General features: G+C 67.0%; 14 protein-coding genes. 7 read left to right on the top strand and 7 right to left on the bottom strand.

Features of this window, described 5'->3' with window-relative positions; all coding sequences use genetic code 11:
* Nucleotides 1–18: 18 nt before the first annotated feature.
* Nucleotides 19–981, bottom strand: coding sequence for a PDDEXK nuclease domain-containing protein (locus tag J5251_RS03645; RefSeq protein WP_240793196.1), 963 nt, complete (start codon nucleotides 979–981; stop codon nucleotides 19–21).
* Between the two features lie 684 nt (nucleotides 982–1,665).
* On the opposite strand from J5251_RS03645, the gene J5251_RS03640 reads away from it, so the two are divergent.
* Nucleotides 1,666–3,354, top strand: a complete 1,689-nt coding sequence (locus J5251_RS03640) for a formate--tetrahydrofolate ligase (protein ID WP_208575215.1) — start codon at nucleotides 1,666–1,668, stop codon at nucleotides 3,352–3,354.
* A gap of 2 nt (nucleotides 3,355–3,356) precedes the next feature.
* On the opposite strand, the gene J5251_RS03635 is transcribed toward J5251_RS03640, so the two are convergent.
* From J5251_RS03635 to J5251_RS03625, 3 genes are all read right to left on the bottom strand, one after another.
* A complete protein-coding gene (locus J5251_RS03635; RefSeq protein ID WP_348272963.1) occupies nucleotides 3,357–4,709 on the bottom strand; it encodes a permease prefix domain 1-containing protein in 1,353 nt (450 codons plus the stop codon).
* Nucleotides 4,706–5,068 (bottom strand): PadR family transcriptional regulator, encoded by a 363-nt coding sequence (locus J5251_RS03630; protein ID WP_208575213.1) that lies wholly within the window; start codon nucleotides 5,066–5,068, stop codon nucleotides 4,706–4,708. The genes J5251_RS03635 and J5251_RS03630 overlap by 4 nt, the downstream gene beginning before the upstream one ends.
* Nucleotides 5,069–5,170: 102 nt before the next feature.
* Nucleotides 5,171–6,778, bottom strand: a complete 1,608-nt coding sequence (locus tag J5251_RS03625) for a PucR family transcriptional regulator (RefSeq protein WP_208575212.1) — start codon at nucleotides 6,776–6,778, stop codon at nucleotides 5,171–5,173.
* Between the two features lie 130 nt (nucleotides 6,779–6,908).
* On the opposite strand from J5251_RS03625, the gene J5251_RS03620 reads away from it, so the two are divergent.
* Both J5251_RS03620 and J5251_RS03615 read left to right on the top strand, forming a co-directional pair.
* Nucleotides 6,909–8,402 (top strand): CoA-acylating methylmalonate-semialdehyde dehydrogenase, encoded by a 1,494-nt coding sequence (locus tag J5251_RS03620; RefSeq protein WP_208575211.1) that lies wholly within the window; start codon nucleotides 6,909–6,911, stop codon nucleotides 8,400–8,402.
* 27 nt (nucleotides 8,403–8,429) lie between these two features.
* Entirely contained in the window at nucleotides 8,430–9,800 is a 1,371-nt protein-coding gene (locus J5251_RS03615) for an aspartate aminotransferase family protein (protein WP_208575210.1), read from the top strand.
* Between the two features lie 97 nt (nucleotides 9,801–9,897).
* On the opposite strand, the gene J5251_RS03610 is transcribed toward J5251_RS03615, so the two are convergent.
* On the bottom strand, nucleotides 9,898–10,386 hold the full coding sequence (locus tag J5251_RS03610) for a DUF2306 domain-containing protein (protein WP_208575209.1): 489 nt from the start codon (nucleotides 10,384–10,386) through the stop codon (nucleotides 9,898–9,900).
* Between the two features lie 78 nt (nucleotides 10,387–10,464).
* On the opposite strand from J5251_RS03610, the gene J5251_RS03605 reads away from it, so the two are divergent.
* Nucleotides 10,465–11,100 (top strand): MerR family transcriptional regulator, encoded by a 636-nt coding sequence (locus J5251_RS03605; RefSeq protein ID WP_208575208.1) that lies wholly within the window; start codon nucleotides 10,465–10,467, stop codon nucleotides 11,098–11,100.
* On the opposite strand, the gene J5251_RS03600 is transcribed toward J5251_RS03605, so the two are convergent.
* Together J5251_RS03600 and J5251_RS03595 are read right to left on the bottom strand one after the other, a co-directional pair.
* Entirely contained in the window at nucleotides 11,097–11,930 is an 834-nt protein-coding gene (locus J5251_RS03600; protein ID WP_208575207.1) for a putative hydro-lyase, read from the bottom strand. The two genes, J5251_RS03605 and J5251_RS03600, sit on opposite strands and share 4 nt — an antisense overlap.
* 4 nt (nucleotides 11,931–11,934) lie before the next feature.
* Nucleotides 11,935–13,149 (bottom strand): NRAMP family divalent metal transporter, encoded by a 1,215-nt coding sequence (locus J5251_RS03595; protein ID WP_208575206.1) that lies wholly within the window; start codon nucleotides 13,147–13,149, stop codon nucleotides 11,935–11,937.
* A 172-nt stretch (nucleotides 13,150–13,321) separates the two neighbouring features.
* Between J5251_RS03595 and J5251_RS03590 the strand changes: the two genes are divergently transcribed.
* The 3 genes from J5251_RS03590 to J5251_RS03580 are packed head-to-tail and all read left to right on the top strand — an operon-like array spanning nucleotide 13,322 to nucleotide 17,534.
* On the top strand, nucleotides 13,322–14,080 hold the full coding sequence (locus J5251_RS03590) for a LamB/YcsF family protein (RefSeq protein WP_208575205.1): 759 nt from the start codon (nucleotides 13,322–13,324) through the stop codon (nucleotides 14,078–14,080).
* Entirely contained in the window at nucleotides 14,077–15,801 is a 1,725-nt protein-coding gene (locus tag J5251_RS03585; protein ID WP_208575204.1) for a carboxyltransferase domain-containing protein, read from the top strand. Before J5251_RS03590 ends, J5251_RS03585 begins: the two co-directional genes overlap by 4 nt.
* Entirely contained in the window at nucleotides 15,798–17,534 is a 1,737-nt protein-coding gene (locus tag J5251_RS03580) for an acetyl/propionyl/methylcrotonyl-CoA carboxylase subunit alpha (RefSeq protein ID WP_208575203.1), read from the top strand. Before J5251_RS03585 ends, J5251_RS03580 begins: the two co-directional genes overlap by 4 nt.
* Nucleotides 17,535–17,545: the final 11 nt, after the last annotated feature.

Below are 17,545 nucleotides of genomic sequence, written 5' to 3'. Positions count from 1 at the left end.
GAAACTGCCGTGCAGCTGTTAGTCGTCCGGCAGCTGGTCCAGCGCGGCCGTGAGCTGGTCTTCGCCGGGCATGAGGGCTTTGTCCTCGGCCGGCAGCTGCTCGTAGGTGTACGCCGAGACCGCCATCGGCGAGGTCGACCGGCCCAGACTGTAGCGGACCGTGTGGTCGTTTTTGCTGCCGCAGATCAGGATCCCAACCGTCTCGTGGTGGAACTCGCGCTTCATCAGGTCATCGACGACGGCGACGTAGAAATTCAGTTTGCCGGCGTACTCGGCCTGGAATCGACCCGTCTTCAGCTCGAATACGTAGTACCGCAGCTGCTCGACGTGGAAGAACAGCAGGTCGATGTAGAAGTCGTCACCGCCGACCTCCAGATGCACTTGCCGTCCGACAAACGCGAATCCCGGTCCAAGCTCACGCAGGTTCTCCACGATCCGGTCGGTCAGCCGCTGCTCCAGATCACGCTCGGCGACTTCACCGGTCAGGCCCAGGAACTCAAAGTTGTACGGGTCTTTCGCTGCCTGCTGCGCCAGCTCCGACCCCGGCGCCGGCAGCACCTCCGTAAAATTCGAGGGCGCGGATCCAGTGCGCTCCATCGCCTGGCCCATAATCATATTCAGCAGCACGTTCCGCGACCACCCGTACTCCACTGCCGCTGCGGCGTACCAGTTTCTGGATTCGGCTGTCTCGAGCTTGTCCAGCAGCACGGTGATGTGGCCCCACGGCAATTGTCCAACAGGCTGTTGGACAATTGGCTCCGGCCAGCCGGCAGCAAAACCCCGCATATAGAAGAGATTGCTTCGGGACAGGCCCTTCATTTCCGGAAACTCGGCTCGGAGGTCTTCGGCGAGGCGGGCGATGATGCCACTCCCCCAGCCCTCGACATCCTGACGCTGCAAAATGTCCCGGCCGATCGACCAGTACAGCCCGATCAACTGCGTATTCACTGTGCGCAACGCCTGCGCCCGCGAATTGCGCACCCTCTCCTTCAGAACCTTCAACAGGTAGGACAATTTCACGGCCGGTCATGACCACTACCCTATCGGCCGGTACATCCTGTCCCCGGAAATACAGCCGAACATAACCGAGCCGGTGGAGCGGTTTCAGGCCGGTGGCTGTCCCTCTTCGGCCCCCACCCACTGTCTGAAATGCCCTTGTGTTAGACCAACTCAACAGCGGCTGCCAGTTCACGGGCGGCCTGGCGAAGCCTTGCCGCGGTCTCGCACCAATTCCAGCGGTTCTTCCAGCAGCAGCCGCAGGCGAGCATCTCGTCAGTGCCGCCTCAGTTCGCGGTTGGCCAGGTACTCTACGGCTACCTGGACGACGTAACGTCCGTTATCGGCACAGAAGCACGATGCTGTGCGCTCAGTCAGCGCCAACGTTCCCGTCGGCTGGAAGATCTGCGGCTTAGTATGGAAGTGCCGAACATGCGGATGTCCGGATGAGAGGTTTCGCCTTGACGGCTCGATGGCGCGCTCGATGCGTCAACGGTTGACAGTGGCGGGGCCTGCAGCACCGTCTGAGCGTGGCAAGCCGACCGGAGTTACTTCATCACACACCGGAGTATCTCGGATGTCCCTCTGCGGCAATTGTGCGGTCACAAAAAGGAGATCGACTGGTACGTTGGCTTCATAGACGCCGCAAGCTGACGGAAGAGGACAAAGATGTCTGCTGCCTCCCCCTTGACCGATCTTGAAATTGCCCGCCGGGCGACGCTGAAGCCCATTATGGACATAGCCCTGGCCGCCGGTATACGGCGCGAGGCCGTGGAGCTGTACGGCAACTACAAAGCCAAGATCGATCCGGCTAAGCTCGCCGAGGACCAGGCGGAGCCGCGCGGACGCGTGGTGCTGGTTAGCGCCATGTCACCCACGCCCGCCGGCGAAGGCAAGTCAACAGTGACCGTCGGCCTGGCGGATGCACTGGCCAAAGCCGGGCACAAGACAATGATCGCGTTGCGCGAGCCGTCCCTGGGCCCGATCCTGGGGATGAAGGGCGGCGCCACCGGCGGCGGATACTCCCAGGTGCTGCCGATGGACGACATCAATCTCCATTTCACCGGCGACTTCCATGCCATCACATCCGCCAACAATGCGCTCATGGCCCTGGTGGACAACCACATTTACCAAGGCAACGTCCTCGGCATCGACCCGCGGCGGATCCCCTTTAAACGCGTCGTCGACATGAATGACCGCACGCTGCGGCAGATCGTCGTCGGGCTTGGCGGCCCCTCCCAGGGTGTGCCGCGCGAGGACGGCTTCGACATCACGGTGGCTTCCGAAGTGATGGCAGTGTTCTGCCTCTCCACCGACCTGAAGGACCTGAAGCGGCGGCTTGCCCACATTACCTTCGGCTACACCTACGATAAGAAACCCGTCACCGCTGGCGACCTCGGTGCCGAAGGCGCCATGGCGATGCTGCTCAAGGACGCCATCAAGCCAAACCTCGTGCAGACCATCGCCGGCACGCCGGCACTGGTCCACGGCGGGCCGTTCGCCAACATTGCGCATGGCTGCAACTCGATCATTGCCACGCAGACCGCACGGCGGCTGGCCGACATTGTGGTCACCGAGGCGGGATTCGGCTCCGACCTCGGTGCCGAAAAATTCATGGACATCAAGGCGCGGGCCGCGGGCTTCGCGCCGTCGGCCATCGTCGTCGTTGCTACTGTCCGCGCGCTCAAGATGCACGGCGGGGTGGCCAAGGAGAACTTGTCGACGCCGGATACCGCGGCCCTGCAGGAGGGGCTGGTGAACCTGGAGCGCCACGTGGACAACGCGGCGAAGTTCGGCGTGACGCCGGTAGTCGCGATCAACAAGTTCACCACGGACTCGCAGGCAGAACTGGACGTCATTCTCCAATGGTGCCGGCGGAAGGGCGTCGAGGCGGCCGTTGCCGACGTCTGGGCCGAAGGCGGCGGCGGAACCGGCGGCGATGAATTGGCAGCCAAGGTAGCCCGTGCCGTTGATACGCCGCAGAACTTCTCGCCGCTCTACGACCTCGACCTCGCCGTCGAAAAAAAGATCGAGACGATCGCCCAGCAGATCTACGGCGCCGACCACGTGGAATTCGCCATTCCGGCCAAGCGCCGGCTCGCGGAGATCGAGGCCAACGGTTGGGGGCATCTGCCGGTCTGCATGGCTAAGACCCAGTACTCCTTCACCGATGATCCGACGCGGCTCGGGGCTCCGTCCGGCTTTACGATCACCGTCCGGGACCTGATTCCCAAAACCGGCGCCGGCTTTATTGTCGCGTTGACGGGAGCGGTGATGACCATGCCCGGTCTGCCCCCGCAGCCAGCCGCGATGCGGATGGACGTGAACGACGACGGCGAAATCACCGGGCTTTTCTAGGATCAGGCGAAGCCGAAGACGGGCGGGAAGACCAGGATGACGACGGCTGCCCAAGCGCCGTAGACGGGCAGGTAGCGGGTCTGCCAGCGCTCAAGCGCGCCGAACGGCCGCCGTCCGCGGAGGAACCCGACGGTGAGCCAGGCCGCCCGAAGCAGGTGCACGAGCAGCAGGAGGTTCAGGCCGAGCGCGGCGATCTTGTTGGGGCTGAAGCCGAACTCCGCAATTCGGGTCAGCATTGCGGTCAGCATCACCGCGTCGACGGCGAGGGCCGCGATGACGAGGATCAGCTGCAGGGCGTCGAACAGGCCCGGCTGTGCGAGCGAGTCGCGGGCGGAAATCGCGTAGAGCAGCAGGCACAGGACCAGCACGAGGATCGCGTCCATGAGGATGAGCAGTTCGCGGTCGACGTCGACAAGCCCGCCGGCGGCCGTGAAGACGGCCAGCAGAGTCAGCAGCATGACGATGGTCAGGGGCGTGAAGACGCGGGTGAGGACGGGCGCGATGTTCTCGACGACGTTCTGCTTGGCTTCGACGAGCCACGCAGCGACGACCAGTGCCCCGGGGACGGGGAACGGCATGATCCAGTCCTCCATCACCGGCTCGAGGTCTATGCCGACAACGCTGAGGGCACCGAAGGTGAGCCCAACCAGGACGGCACCGCCGAGGGCCAGGAGCGTGAAGTAGATCGCGAGCTCACCGGTGAACCGGACGAAATCCATGCGCCGGTTGTCGGAGCGCCACCTGCCGCCGACGTACGCGACCCCGGCGAGCAGCCAGAGGACCACCGGGGCATGCAGGATGGCGAGCACCTCGGTGGAACCGCCGGAGACGAACGGGTAGACATTGAGCACCACCGCCAGCGCGGCGAACGGGATCAGCAGCATCGCGGCTACGGAGGCGGTGAGCCGGCGCTTCCATGCGAAGTAGGCGCCAAGGAACGGGAAGACGAGCAGGCTGAGGTTGCGCGCCAGCACGGCCTCGTCGTACAGCCAGATTGTCCCGATCTTGACCGCCAGACCTGCTCCCACTGCAAGGGCAAGTACGACGGCGAGCTCACGCCACGGGGGAGTGCCTGCGCCGTCGGAATCTTCCGGCACCAGGACCAACTGCTTCCACAGCCGGTCGGAGTGCTCGCGCGCGAACTCGCGGGAGACGGCGTCCAGGTTGCCCAGGCGCTTGATCGCGACGAGGAACGCCTCCTCGTCGTCGAGCCCGGTGGCCTGCCTGTCGGCGATCTGCTCGCGGAGGTGGTCCTCCAGCTCGTCGATGTCGGCGGGGGAGATGGCCCGGCGCCGCTGGACGTACCCGCGCCATCGGCCGATCTGGGCTTCCAGTTCCGCGTGCTGCTCCATCATGCCCACCCTTCGATCACGGCGGGCGGTTGTTGCGCGCTCTGCCAGACCTGCCGCAGCGCGTCCGCCACGACGGTCCACTGTTCCTGCCGGTCGGCGAGGGCATTCCGGCCCGTCGGGGTGATCGCGTAGTGCTTGCGCCGGCGCCCGGCCTCGGACATGCCCCAGGACGACGACACATAGCCGAGCCGCTCGAGTCGGTGCAGCAGCGGGTAGAGCATCCCGTCGGTCCACTGCATGCCGCCGCCGGACAGCTCGCTCACGCGCTTGATGATCGCGTAGCCGTACAGGTCGCCCTCCGACAGAATCCCCAGCACGAGCGGGGTGGCCGAAGCGGCGACCAGGTCCTTGTCGATGCGCACTGCGCCTCCATACCTAGATCTGCAATGCATTAAACATAGCAGTTCTAGGTATAGGCGCGGCCTTCGCCGCGGTGGGTTGGCGGTCGGGTCAGCCGCGCAAGCTCACCGGTTGAGCAGCTTGTGCAGCAGCACGGCGACATGCAGGGACGTGCGCGATTCGGCGTCGTCCAGCCTGACGCCGAGCTGGGTTTCAAGTTTGGCCAGGCGGGCGTAGAGGGTGGGCCTGCTGAGGTAGCCGCTCCGGGCGAGCTGGGCCTTGTTGCCGCCGCTTTCCAGGTACCGTTCCAGCAGGTCGAGCCCGGCGTCGTCGTCGTTCGCCAAGAGTTCGCCCAGTTCCGACTCCACGAAAGTCTGCACGCGCTGGTCCTCGTGCAGCAGCCAGAGCAGGCCGCGGAGCCGGACGTCGCCGGAGCGGTAGAAGCGTTTGGTGCCCTTGCTGAGCGTGCTGGCCGCCTCGGCGACCTGCGCGGCTTCGTCCAGCCCGGCGGCGGCAGCGGCCAGCAGTTCGGGGCGGCCTCGGCCCACGCCGACGGTCCAGCCCAGTTCGCCGGAGGACTCGGCGGCCTCGCCTGTGATCCGCTCCAGCATCGGATCGGCCAGTTGCTTCGCGGGCACCGGCAGCAGCAGCGCGATGGATCCGGCCTGCAGGCTGGCCGCCAGTGCGGTGGTGCGCGAGGTCGCCATCACCCGGTGCAGCAGGTCCAGCAAGGCCCGTTCCCGCCGTTGCGTGCCGATGGGTTCTTCGCCGGGAATCCGGTCCAGCCGGAAGACCACCGGTACGTAGAGCGGCGCCGGCTGCAGGCCCATGGCCGCGCTGCGGGCGAGGGCTTCCGATTCGGCCAGGGAGCCAGGCCGGCGGAGTTCGTGCACCAGGCCGGCGCGCGCCTGGTGGGCGAGTTCCAGCTGGTCGCGCTCCGCCATCCGGTTGATGGACAGCGCCTGGCCGGCACGCTCGAGCACCATGGCGGACTCGGCGTCGTCGTCGTTATTTTCCTGCAGCACGGGAACCACCAGGCGGCCCCACCGGTGCCCCCGGATCCCCACCGGCGTCTGGAGCCAGCGCTCGCCGCCGGAGCGGACGGTCTCCTCCCGGTAGTGCACCAGCCGCGAGCGGGCTTCCCAATCGCGCAGTACCTCCATGGTGGGCAGGCCAGCGGCGTCGAAGGCCAGGACCAGGTGGGAAGCGTCCTCAAGCACCACCGGCGCACCCAGCAGCTCGGCGGTGCGCGCGACAATCTCCTCCGCGCCAGCGCTTTCGAGGCTGAGCTGGGTGAAGACCTCGTGCACGCGGCGGGCCTTTTCCACCTGCTCCAACTGCGTGGCGACCAGCTTGCGGTGCACCACCTCGGTCACCTCAACGAACCGCACCTTCCGGCCCAGCAGGACCACGGGCAGGCCGACATCGCGGGCGGCTTCGCGCAGGGCCTGCGCCGCCTTGTGCCGCGCGGCGGTGATTTCGACGACGACGCCGGCGGCCCCCGCGGCTTCGAGCCCGCGGAGGAAGATTGCCGCCTCGCGGGGGGAATCCCCGAAGGCCAGGCCGGTGGTCAGCACCAGCTCGCCGCCTTCGAGCAGACCGGACAGCTCCTTCAGCTCGGCGACGTGGACCCAGCGGACTGCTTCGCCGAGCCTGTCCGCGCCGGCAAGGGTTTCCGGTTCCCCGGCTTTAACCACGGGCAACTGCAGGACGTCGGCAACCGTTAGCACCATTTACACAGTGTATAGCGCGAAGGGGAACGGATTACACAGTGCTCCTTCCGCGGGAGCGTCCCGCGGGGGCAGTATGAAACCACGATGCCGGCACACGCCCGGGCAAGCCCACACGCACTCAAGGAGTCCCATGAAGACTGTTCAGCACTGGATCAACGGAGCCGAGACCGCGCCGGCCACCGGCTCGCGCCTCGCCGACGTGACCAATCCCGCCACCGGCAAGGTGACCTCAAAGGTGGCCCTGGCCAGTGCCAGCACGGTGAATGATGCGGTTGCTGCGGCGACGGCGGCGTTCCCGCTCTGGCGCGACACGTCCCTGGCCAAGCGGGTGCAGATCCTCTTCAACTTCCGCGAGCTGCTGAACGCCCGCAAGCCCGAACTGGCCGCCATTATCACCGCCGAGCACGGCAAGGTCCTCGACGACGCACTTGGCGAGATCTCCCGCGGCCAGGAGGTGGTGGAGTTCGCCTGCGGCATTCCGCACCTGCTCAAGGGCGGCTACACCGAGAACGCCTCCACCAAGGTGGACGTCCACTCCGTCCGCCAGCCGGTGGGTCCGGCCGCGATCATCTCGCCGTTCAACTTCCCGGCGATGGTGCCGATGTGGTTCTTCCCGGTGGCCATCGCCGCCGGCAACACCGTGGTCCTCAAACCCAGCGAAAAGGATCCGACCGCGGCGAACTGGATGGCCGAACTGTGGAAGGAAGCCGGCCTGCCCGAGGGCGTCTTCAACGTAGTGCACGGTGACAAGGAAGCCGTGGACACCCTGCTGCAGCACCAGGACATCAAGTCCGTGTCCTTTGTCGGTTCCACGCCGATCGCACAGTACGTCTACCAGCAGGGCACCGCCACCGGAAAGCGCGTGCAGGCCCTGGGCGGCGCGAAGAACCACATGCTGGTCCTGCCCGATGCGGACCTGGACCTGGCTGCCGATGCAGCGGTCAACGCCGGTTACGGTGCCGCCGGTGAACGCTGCATGGCGATCTCCGCGATCGTCGCCGTGGAGTCCATCGCGGACGAACTCGTGGCCAAGATCGCCGAACGCACCCGCACCCTGCGGATCGGCGACGGCACGCGCGGCGCCGACATGGGCCCGCTGGTCACCGCCGCGCACCGCGAAAAGGTGGCCGGCTACATCGACGCCGGCGAGGCCGCCGGCGCCACCATGGTCCTCGACGGCCGCACCGTGACCCCGGATGCCGAGGGCGACGGATTCTTCCTCGCCCCCACCCTGTTCGATAACGTCACGCCGGACATGTCCATCTACACCGACGAGATCTTCGGCCCGGTGCTCTCCGTGGTCCGCGTGCCCAGCTACGACGAGGGCCTGGCGCTCATCAACGCCAACCCGTACGGCAACGGCACCGCGATTTTCACGAACGACGGCGGGGCCGCCCGCCGCTTCGAGAACGAGATCGAGGTCGGTATGGTCGGCATCAACGTACCCATCCCCGTGCCGATGGCGTACTACTCCTTCGGCGGCTGGAAGAACTCGCTCTTCGGCGACAGCCACGCCCACGGCGCCGAAGGCGTGCACTTCTTCACCCGCGGCAAGGTGGTCACCTCCCGCTGGCTCGACCCGAGCCACGGCGGTATCAACCTTGGCTTCCCGCAGAACTCTTGACCCGCCGTCGTTGTTAAGGAGCGCAGCATGAGCATCACCACCGATTCCCCGCTCACCGAGGCGGAACTGGCGTCCGCGAAGCGGGCGTATGAACTGGACCGCAAGCACGTCTTCCACTCCTGGTCCGCGCAGGAGCAGCTCAAGCCCATGGTCATCACCCGGGCGGAGGGCTCATACGTCTGGGACGGCGAGGGAAACAAGCTGCTGGACTTCTCCTCGCAGCTGGTCAACACCAACATCGGCCACCAGCACCCCAAGGTGGTCGCGGCCATCCAAGAGCAGGCCGGCAAGCTGTGCACCGTCGCGCCGCAGCACGCCAATGACGCGCGCTCCGAGGCTGCCCGCCTCGTTGCCGAGCTTACGCCGGGGGACCTGAACCGGATCTTCTTCACCAACGGCGGGGCCGACGCGGTGGAGCACGCCATCCGCATGGCGCGGCTGCACACGGGCAAGTACAAGGTGCTCTCCGCGTACCGGTCCTACCACGGCGGTACCGCGCTGGCCGTGAACGTCACCGGCGACCCGCGGCGGATCCCCAACGACTACGGCAACGCCGGCACGGTGCACTTCCACGCCCCATTCCTCTACCGCACCCAGTTCCACTCGGCCACGGAGGCGGAGGAATGCCAGCGCGCGCTGGAGCACTTGGAAACCGCCATCCAGCTGGAGGGCGCGTCCAACATCGCCGCGATCATCCTGGAGTCCATCCCGGGAACCGCCGGGATCATGGTGCCGCCGCCGGGCTACCTGCAGGGCGTGCGCGACCTGGCCACCAAGTACGGCATCATCTACATCGCCGACGAGGTCATGTCCGGTTTCGGGCGCGCCGGGAAGTGGTTTGCCATCGACCACTTCGACGTGGCGCCGGACCTGCTCACCTTCGCCAAGGGCGTGACCTCCGGGTACGTCCCCCTGGGCGGCATAGCCATCTCCGAGGAGATCTACTCCACCTTCGCGCAGCGGCCCTACCCGGGCGGGCTGACCTACTCCGGCCACCCGCTGGCTTCCGCGGCGGCCGTCGCCACGATCAATGCCATGCGCGATGAATCGATGGTGGAGAACGCGGCCTCGCTCGGCGAGAGCGTGGTGGCACCGGCGCTGGCCCGCATGGCGGAACGGCACCCGAGCATCGGCGAGGTCCGGGGCACCGGAATGTTCTGGGCGATCGAACTGGTCAAGAACGCGGCCACGCGTGAGCCGTTGGCCCCGTACGGTGCGTCGAGTCCGGAGATGAACGAGCTGATCGGGGCGTGCAAGTCCCGTGGCCTGCTGCCGTTCGCCAACTTCAACCGGATCCACGTGGTACCGCCGCTGAACATCAACGCCGAGGACCTCCAGGCAGGCCTGGCCATTCTCGACGAGGTGTTCGACCTCGCGGACGCCCACGTGGAGGGCTGAAGCACCTTCCAACAAAACAACGACGTCGGCACCTGGGCGGGTGCCGACGTCGCTGTTTTTGGTGGCGGGCCGGATTTTTGCTGCCCCCGCCGCTGTACTAGGCGACTGCCGCTTCTTCCTCCACCGCTGCCTTTCGGAACAGGCTCCGGAAGGTGAAGAACAGTGCCACCGAAGTCGCCAGGACCAGCAGGGTAGCGAAGGCCAGGGTGGCCGGCTGCTCGGAGAACAGCAGGGGGATCCGCCGGCCCGGGGCAAGGATGGCGAACACGAAGGCGATCACGGTCCCGAGGTAGCTGCCGATCATGTTGCCCCGGTGCGCCTGGATGTTCCCGCGGATGGCGCTGACCAGGCCGAGGGTCACGGTCAGGAGCGTGAACGCGGAGAGGCCGTGCAGCCAGGTGAAGCCGCCGTCGGTCCGGATGCAGAAGCTGCTGATGCACAGGTAGTACATGGCCCCGATCCAGGTGAAACCGACGGCTTTGTGCACTCTGTCCTTGGCGCGGCGGAAGATGTTCATCGGGCCGAGCACCAGAACGTAGCCGGCCGCGATGGCATGGGTGGCAATGAGCCAGTTCCAGGTTTCCATGGTTATAAGATAGTCCTACTATCCGCTCGCGTATACAGGATAGTTGCCGGCCGATCCACTATCCGCAAGGAGCCTCCCGTGCAGCTGAAAGAGTTGAGCCAGGACAGCGGTGTGTCGGTTGCCAGCATCAAGTTCTACCTGCGCGAAGATCTGCTCAAGCCCGGGGAACCTGGCACCGCCAACCGCGCCGAGTATACGCAGGAGCACCTCGACCGGCTGGAACTGATCCGGCTGCTCCGGCAGGTGGTGGGGCTCGGGCTGGACAAGATCAAAACGTTGACCGCCGCCATCGATAATCCCGAAGTGGACGTGCTCAACCTGCTCGGCCTGACGCAGGCGACGGTGCTGGGCCTGCCGGCCGATGCAGTTCCGGACCACCGCTGGACCACGGAGCTGATGTCCGGCGGACGGTGGCTGGACGCGCCCTCTCCCGCGCGGAACTCGCTGAATGAGCTGTTCGGCCAGATGGAGGAGTTCGGCATGGCCCCTGACGCCCCGGTGCTGTCCACCTACGCGGCGGCGGTCGATCGGGTAGCAGCCCTGGATATCGGCCATGTGGAGGAACAGTCCACGCGGAACCAGATGGTCCGGACGGTTGCGGTGGGGACCTTTCTCTACAGCAAGCTGCTGCTGCGGATGCTCGCCCTGGCCCAGACCTCGCGTGCGATGCAGCGGTTTCCGGAGCAGGGGACTGCCGGACCGGCAACGAACTAGGGAACCAGATAGTCGCTGTCGCGCGCGTCGGTGATGAGCATGTGCCCGGGGGCGTGTCCGATGGCCAGGGCCGGCCGGGACTCCATCACCGCTGCCTGTGGAGTGACACCGCATGCCCAGAACACCGGAATGTGGCCCTGCGGAATCTGTACCGGGTCGCCGAAGTCGGGCCTGCCCAGGTCGCCGATGCCCAGCTCCGCGGGATTTCCCACGTGGACGGGTGCTCCGTGTACGGCCGGGTAGCGGGACGTGATGCGCACGGCATCGGCCACCCTTGAAGCGGGGATCGGCCGCATGGAAACCACCAGCGGGCCCGAGATCGACCCGGCCGGATCGCAGCGCACATTGGTCTTGTACATCGGCACGTTCACATTCTGGTCAATGTGCGCGATGGAGATCCCACCTTCGCGCAATGCCGATTCGAAGGTGAATGAGCAGCCCACGATGAAGGTGACGAGGTCATCGCGCCAGTACTCGCTGATGTCCGTCGGCTCGGCAACCTTTTGTCCGTCGAGGTAGACGGTATAGCGCGGCACGTCGGTGCGGATGTCCCCGCCCGCCAGCAGCGGCCCGGTGACCTCACCGGCGTCGAGCACTCCCAGGATTGGACACGGCTTGGGGTTCCGCTGGGCGAAGAGCAGCACGTCGAAGGCGAGCTCGCGCGGCACGATCATCAGGTTCGCCTGGGCGTACCCACGTGACCAGCCGGCGGTCGGAACGGCCAGGCCCGAACGGAACATCGCGCGTGCCTCGGCCGGGCTGAGGGCTCCCCGGTGTGCGGGCGAGGTTGCCCCGGCGTCCAAATTCTCCAGATTCTGTAGGTCCTTCATCTGCCTAGCTCCAGATCGCCGCGAGACCGGCCAGGGAATTCCATCCCAGGAACAGGGTCAGCAGCCAGGCCGCGATGCCCACCGCCAGCAGCCACTTCGGGTACGAATAGCCGTGCAGCAGGTCGCGCCGCCGCCAGGCCACCCAGAGCAGCACCCCGAAGCCGACCGGCAGGATCAGGCCGTTGAATCCGCCGGCAAAGATCAGCAGTTGCTGCGGCGCCTGGCCCAGGAAGAGGTAGACCACGGCGCAGAATGCGATGAAGGCGACGGTGATGAGGCTGCGCTTGCGATCCGAGGTCCCCGTGTGCGTCACGAAGGAAACGGAGGTGTAGGCGGCGCCGACCACGGAGGTCAGGGCGGCGGCCCAGAGCACGATGCCGAACATGCGCATGCCGATTTCGCCGGCGGCTGCACCGAAGGCCTCGGCCGCCATGTTGTTGCTGGTCAGGGTCACCCCGCCGGCGACGACGCCGAGGATGGCCAGGAAGAGCAGTACGCGCATCACGCCGGTGACCAGGATTCCCAGGACCGAGCTGCGCGTAATTTCCTTGACATGCTCCACGCCGGTGGCCCCGGAGTCCAGCATGCGGTGGGCGCCGGCATACGTGATGTAGCCGCCGACGGTTCCGCCGATCAATGTCGTGATGACCAGGAAGTCGACCTTTTCGGGCAGGAATGTATTCTTCAGCGCCTCGCCCAGCGGCGGGGCGGCGACAATAGCCACGTAGATCATCAGGAGGATCATTACTGCGCCGAGCAGCACCACAATCCGGTCCAGGGCGTAGCCCGCCCACTTGGAGAGGAAGATCAGGATAGCGATGCCGGCGGAGATGGCACCGCCGAGCTTGGGATCCAGGCCCATCATGGCGTTGACGCCCAGGCCCGTACCGGCGATGTTGCCGATGTTGAACACCAGGCCGCCGAGGAACACCAGCACGGCCAGGAACCAGCCGACTCCAGGCAGCACCTTGTTGCCGAGTTCATGGGCCCGCAGTCCGGAGATGCCGATAATGCGCCACACATTCAGCTGGACGGCGATGTCCACGAGGATCGAGAGCAGGATGGCGAAGGCGAACGCCGCGCCCAACTGCACCGTGAAGACAGTGGTCTGGGTGATGAAGCCCGGGCCGATGGCGCTGGTGGCCATGAGGAACATGGCGCCCAGCAGCGCGGTGCGCTGGAGATTCGGCCGCACCTTGGCCGGTTTCGTTTTTTCCATTGTCTATCCCATCTGGATTGGTGACCACTGTCACACGAACGATGGGAAAGACATTACAGGTTGTTGAACAATCCGCGCAAGAGATTGTTGAACAAGCTTTTTCTGAATTGTTGAACAATCACCGTTTGTGGTGCATTCTTGATGGGAGAACCAACGAGACGGGTGTCACAGCATGGCTTTTATTGACTTGAACAGCGACGTCGGAGAATCCTTCGGCAACTGGCAGATGGGCGACGACGCCGCCATCTTCCGTTCCGTGTCCAGCGCCAATGTGGCCTGCGGCTTCCACGCCGGCGATCCGAGCACCATCGCCCAAACCTGCCGGGACGCGGTAGCCGCCGGAGTTACCATCGGCGCCCACGTCGGCTACCGCGATCTGGCCGGCTTCGGCCGGCGGTTCCTGGACTGCACTCCGACCGAGTTGGCCGACGACGTGCTCTACCAGCTGGGCGCGCTGCAGGCGCTGGCCCGCGCGGCGGGGGCGGACATCCGCTACGTGAAGCCGCACGGCGCGCTGTACAACACGATCGTCCACCACGAGGGCCACGCCCAGGCCGTGGTCGACGCGGTTCAGGCGTTCGGGACAGACCTGCCGTTGCTGCTGCTGCCGGGCTCGCTGGCGCTGGCCAAGGCCGAGGCCGCCGGGCTCCGCGGAGTAGCCGAAGCCTTCGCAGACCGCGCGTACAACCCGGACGGCACGCTGGTTTCCCGCCGCGAAGCCGGCGCGGTGCTCCACGATCCGGAGGTCGTCGTCGCGAACATGGTCCGGTTGGCACAGTCCGGCGAGATCGTCGCCGTTGACGGCTCCGTGGTCAAAGTCCAGGCCGAGAGCATCTGCGTGCACGGGGACACCCCTGGCTCAGTAGCCATGGCAGCCGCCGTGCGCACCGGCCTGGAGACCGCGGGCGTCGGCGTCCGGAGCTTCGCGTGAGCATCACGGGGCTCCGTTTCGCCGGCACGCGCGCCCTGCTCGTTGAGCTGTCCAGCCTCGACTCAGTGCTGGCCCTGCACGCGCACCTGCTCGGCTCTCCGCTGCCCGGCCAGATCGATGTGCTTGCCGCCGCGAGCACCGTGCTGATCAAATGCGACACCCGCGCCCATGCGCTCAAGGCGCGCGTCGCAGTCGAACGTCTGGAAATCGGTGCCGCGCCCGCAGCATCGGGGGAGATTGTGGAAATCCCGGTAAATTACGACGGCGAGGACCTCGCCGAGGTCGCGCGGCTCACCGGCCTCAGCCCCGAGGGCGTGGTCAATGCGCATACCGGGCAGCTCTGGACCGCGGCCTTCGGCGGCTTCGCCCCGGGCTTTGCCTACCTCGTGGGTGAAGACCACGTGCTCGATGTGCCGCGCCGGGACACCCCGCGCACCGCGGTGCCTGCAGGCGCCGTGGCGCTCGCCAGTGGCTATTCGGCGGTGTACCCGCGCAAGTCTCCCGGCGGCTGGCAGCTGATAGGGCATACCAGCACCGTGATGTGGGATCTGGACCGCGCTGATCCGGCGCTGATCCGCCCGCAGGACCGGGTCCGGTTTGTGCCCGCACGCGAATCCGTCGCTGCGGTGGCCGAAGCAACCGGGCTGCACACCGAAGGCCTGCAGCCCGAGCAGGCAGGGACGCAGCGGGGGCCCGCGGTGCAACAACAGTCCGTGCCGCTGACAGCGGACGAGCCCCAGCAGTCCGGCACTACTGCTTCAGCCCTCGAAATAGTCTCCCCGGGCCTGCGCTCGCTGTTGCAGGATCTGGGCCGGCCGGGTCTGGGCGACCTCGGCGTGAGCGCGTCCGGCGCGGTGGACCAGCCGGCCGCCCGCCAGGCCAACAGGCTGGTCGGCAACGGCAGCGGGGAGGCTGTGATCGAGAACCTGTTCGGCTCCCTGGTGCTGCGCGCCCGCGGCGACCAGGTGCTGGCGGTCACGGGAGCCCGCGTGGAACTGACCATCAGTCCGGCCGGACGCCGGCCGCCCCAGGATGCACCCTTTGCACTGCTCGACGGCGAAACTCTGGCCCTCGGCCCCGCAACCACCGGCCTGCAGGCGTATGTCGCCGTGCGTGGCGGGATCGAGGTGGTGTCGGTGCTCGGCAGCCGCTCCACCGATACGTTGTCCGGCCTCGGACCCGCGCCGCTGGCCGCCGGTTCGGTGCTGCCTGTCGGTAGAACCACCAACCGGCACGTGGTTGGTGCCGCGGAGCCGTCAGCGCTGCGCGTTGCGGCCGGCGAAGTAGCCACGCTTCGCATCACGGCAGGCCCCCGCGATGATTGGTTCGGCCCGGCCGGGCTCGGACGGCTGACCGGCCAGAAGTGGCTGGCCAGCTCCGCCTCGGACCGGATCGGCCTGCGCCTGGAACTCCCCGATGGCGCGAAGGGCGCGGCAACACCCGCACCGCTGGCACGGATCCGCGACGGCGAGCTGAAGAGCGAAGGCGTTGTCGCCGGCTCGTTGCAGGTTCCGCCCTCCGGTCTGCCGGTGCTCTTCCTCGCCGATCATCCGGTGACCGGCGGGTATCCGGTGATTGCCGCCGTCGTACCTGAGGATCTGCCGGTGGCGGCGCAGCTGCCGCCCGGAACCACCATCCGCTTTGTCCTGGTCGACCCGGACACCCTGCAGCCCGCCGGCACGCCCGGCGCCACGACTTCCGAGGAAGGACCCCGTCCATGAAAAAGGTTCTGATTGCCAACCGCGGCGAGATCGCCGTGCGGGTTGCCCGCGCCTGCAGCGACGCCGGGCTGGCGTCCGTGGCGGTGTACTCGGATCCGGATGCGGACGCGCTGCATGTGCGCCGGGCCGACGAGGCGTACGCGCTCGGTGGCCGCACCGGGGCTGAGACCTACCTGAACATCCCCAAGCTCATCGACGTCGCCCGCCGCGCCGGCGCCGATGCCGTGCATCCCGGTTACGGTTTCCTCTCCGAAAACGCCGAGTTCGCCCAGGCCGTCGGCGACGCGGGACTGGCCTGGATCGGCCCCACCCCGGAATCCATTCGCATACTCGGCAACAAGGTCACCGCCCGCGAGATTGCCGTCCGCGCCGGTGCCCCGCTGGTGCCAGGCAGCGACGGGCCGGTGGACAGCGCCGCCGAGGTGCTGGACTTCGCGGAGCAGTACGGCCTGCCGGTGGCCATCAAGGCTGCCTTCGGCGGCGGCGGCCGCGGCCTGAAGATCGCCCGCCGGATGGAGGACATCGAGGACGCCTTCGAGTCCGCCGTTCGCGAGGCCACCGTCGCTTTCGGCCGCGGCGAATGCTTCGTGGAACGCTTCCTGGATAAGCCGCGCCACGTCGAGGCGCAGGTGCTCGCCGACACGCACGGAAATGTTGTGGTGGTGGGCACGCGCGACTGCTCGCTGCAGCGGCGCAACCAGAAACTGGTGGAGGAAGCCCCCGCCCCGTTCCTCACCGATGACCAGCGCCGGCAAATCCACGAGTCGGCCAAGGCCATCTGCCGCGAGGCCGGCTATCACGGTGCCGGCACGGTCGAGTACCTGGTGGGCCAAGACGGGATCGTGTCCTTCCTCGAGGTCAACACCCGCCTGCAGGTGGAGCATCCGGTCACCGAGGAAACCACCGGCGTCGACCTCGTGCGCGAGCAGTTCCGCATCGCCGCGGGGGAGCCGCTGAGCCTCACCGAGGACCCGCAGCCCAACGGCCACGCCTTCGAATTCCGGCTCAACGCCGAGGATCCCGCCCGCGGCTTCCTGCCCGGCCCCGGCACCATCACCGCGTTCGAGCCGCCCACCGGCTCCGGCGTGCGCGTGGACTCGGGCGTGCGTTCCGGCTCGACCATTCCCGGCGACTACGACTCGCTGATGGCCAAGCTGATCGTGCGCGGCGCCGACCGTGCCCAGGCGCTTCGCCGGGCCAAGGTGGCGCTGGATGAAATGGTCATTGCGGGCGTGCCCACGGTGCTGCCCTTCCACCGCGCAGTGGTCCGCGACGGCGACTTCACCCGGGATGACGCGTACGGCGTCTACACCACCTGGATCGAAACCGAGTTCGCAGCCGTGCTGGCGGCCTCACCCGAAATCGCGGCCGCGGAGCAGGGCGGCGAGCGTGAAGAGCTCACCATCGACGTCGACGGCAAGGCCATGCGCATCGGCCTGCCCGCGCAGCTGCTGCACTCGCTGCTGCATGGTGGCGGCTCTACCGCTCAAGTGCAACAGGACAACGACGACGCCGTGGGCGTAGAGGTGCTTGTGGTCCCCATGAGCGGCAATCTGGTCAAATGGCTGGCCGACGACGGCGCCGAACTGGCCGCGGGCGCTCCGGTCGCCGTGGTCGAGGCCATGAAAATGGAAACCACTATCGAGGCGCACCGTGCCGGCACCCTGACGCGGGGCGGCCAGCAGCCGGGGACTCCCATCGTGCAGGGCGAGGAGTTGGGCCGCATTGGCTAGTTCCCGCAAAG

This window comes from Arthrobacter crystallopoietes, from assembly GCF_017603825.1.
Taxonomy (GTDB): domain Bacteria; phylum Actinomycetota; class Actinomycetes; order Actinomycetales; family Micrococcaceae; genus Crystallibacter; species Crystallibacter crystallopoietes_B.
This window is presented reverse-complemented; position numbering and strand designations above follow the sequence as displayed.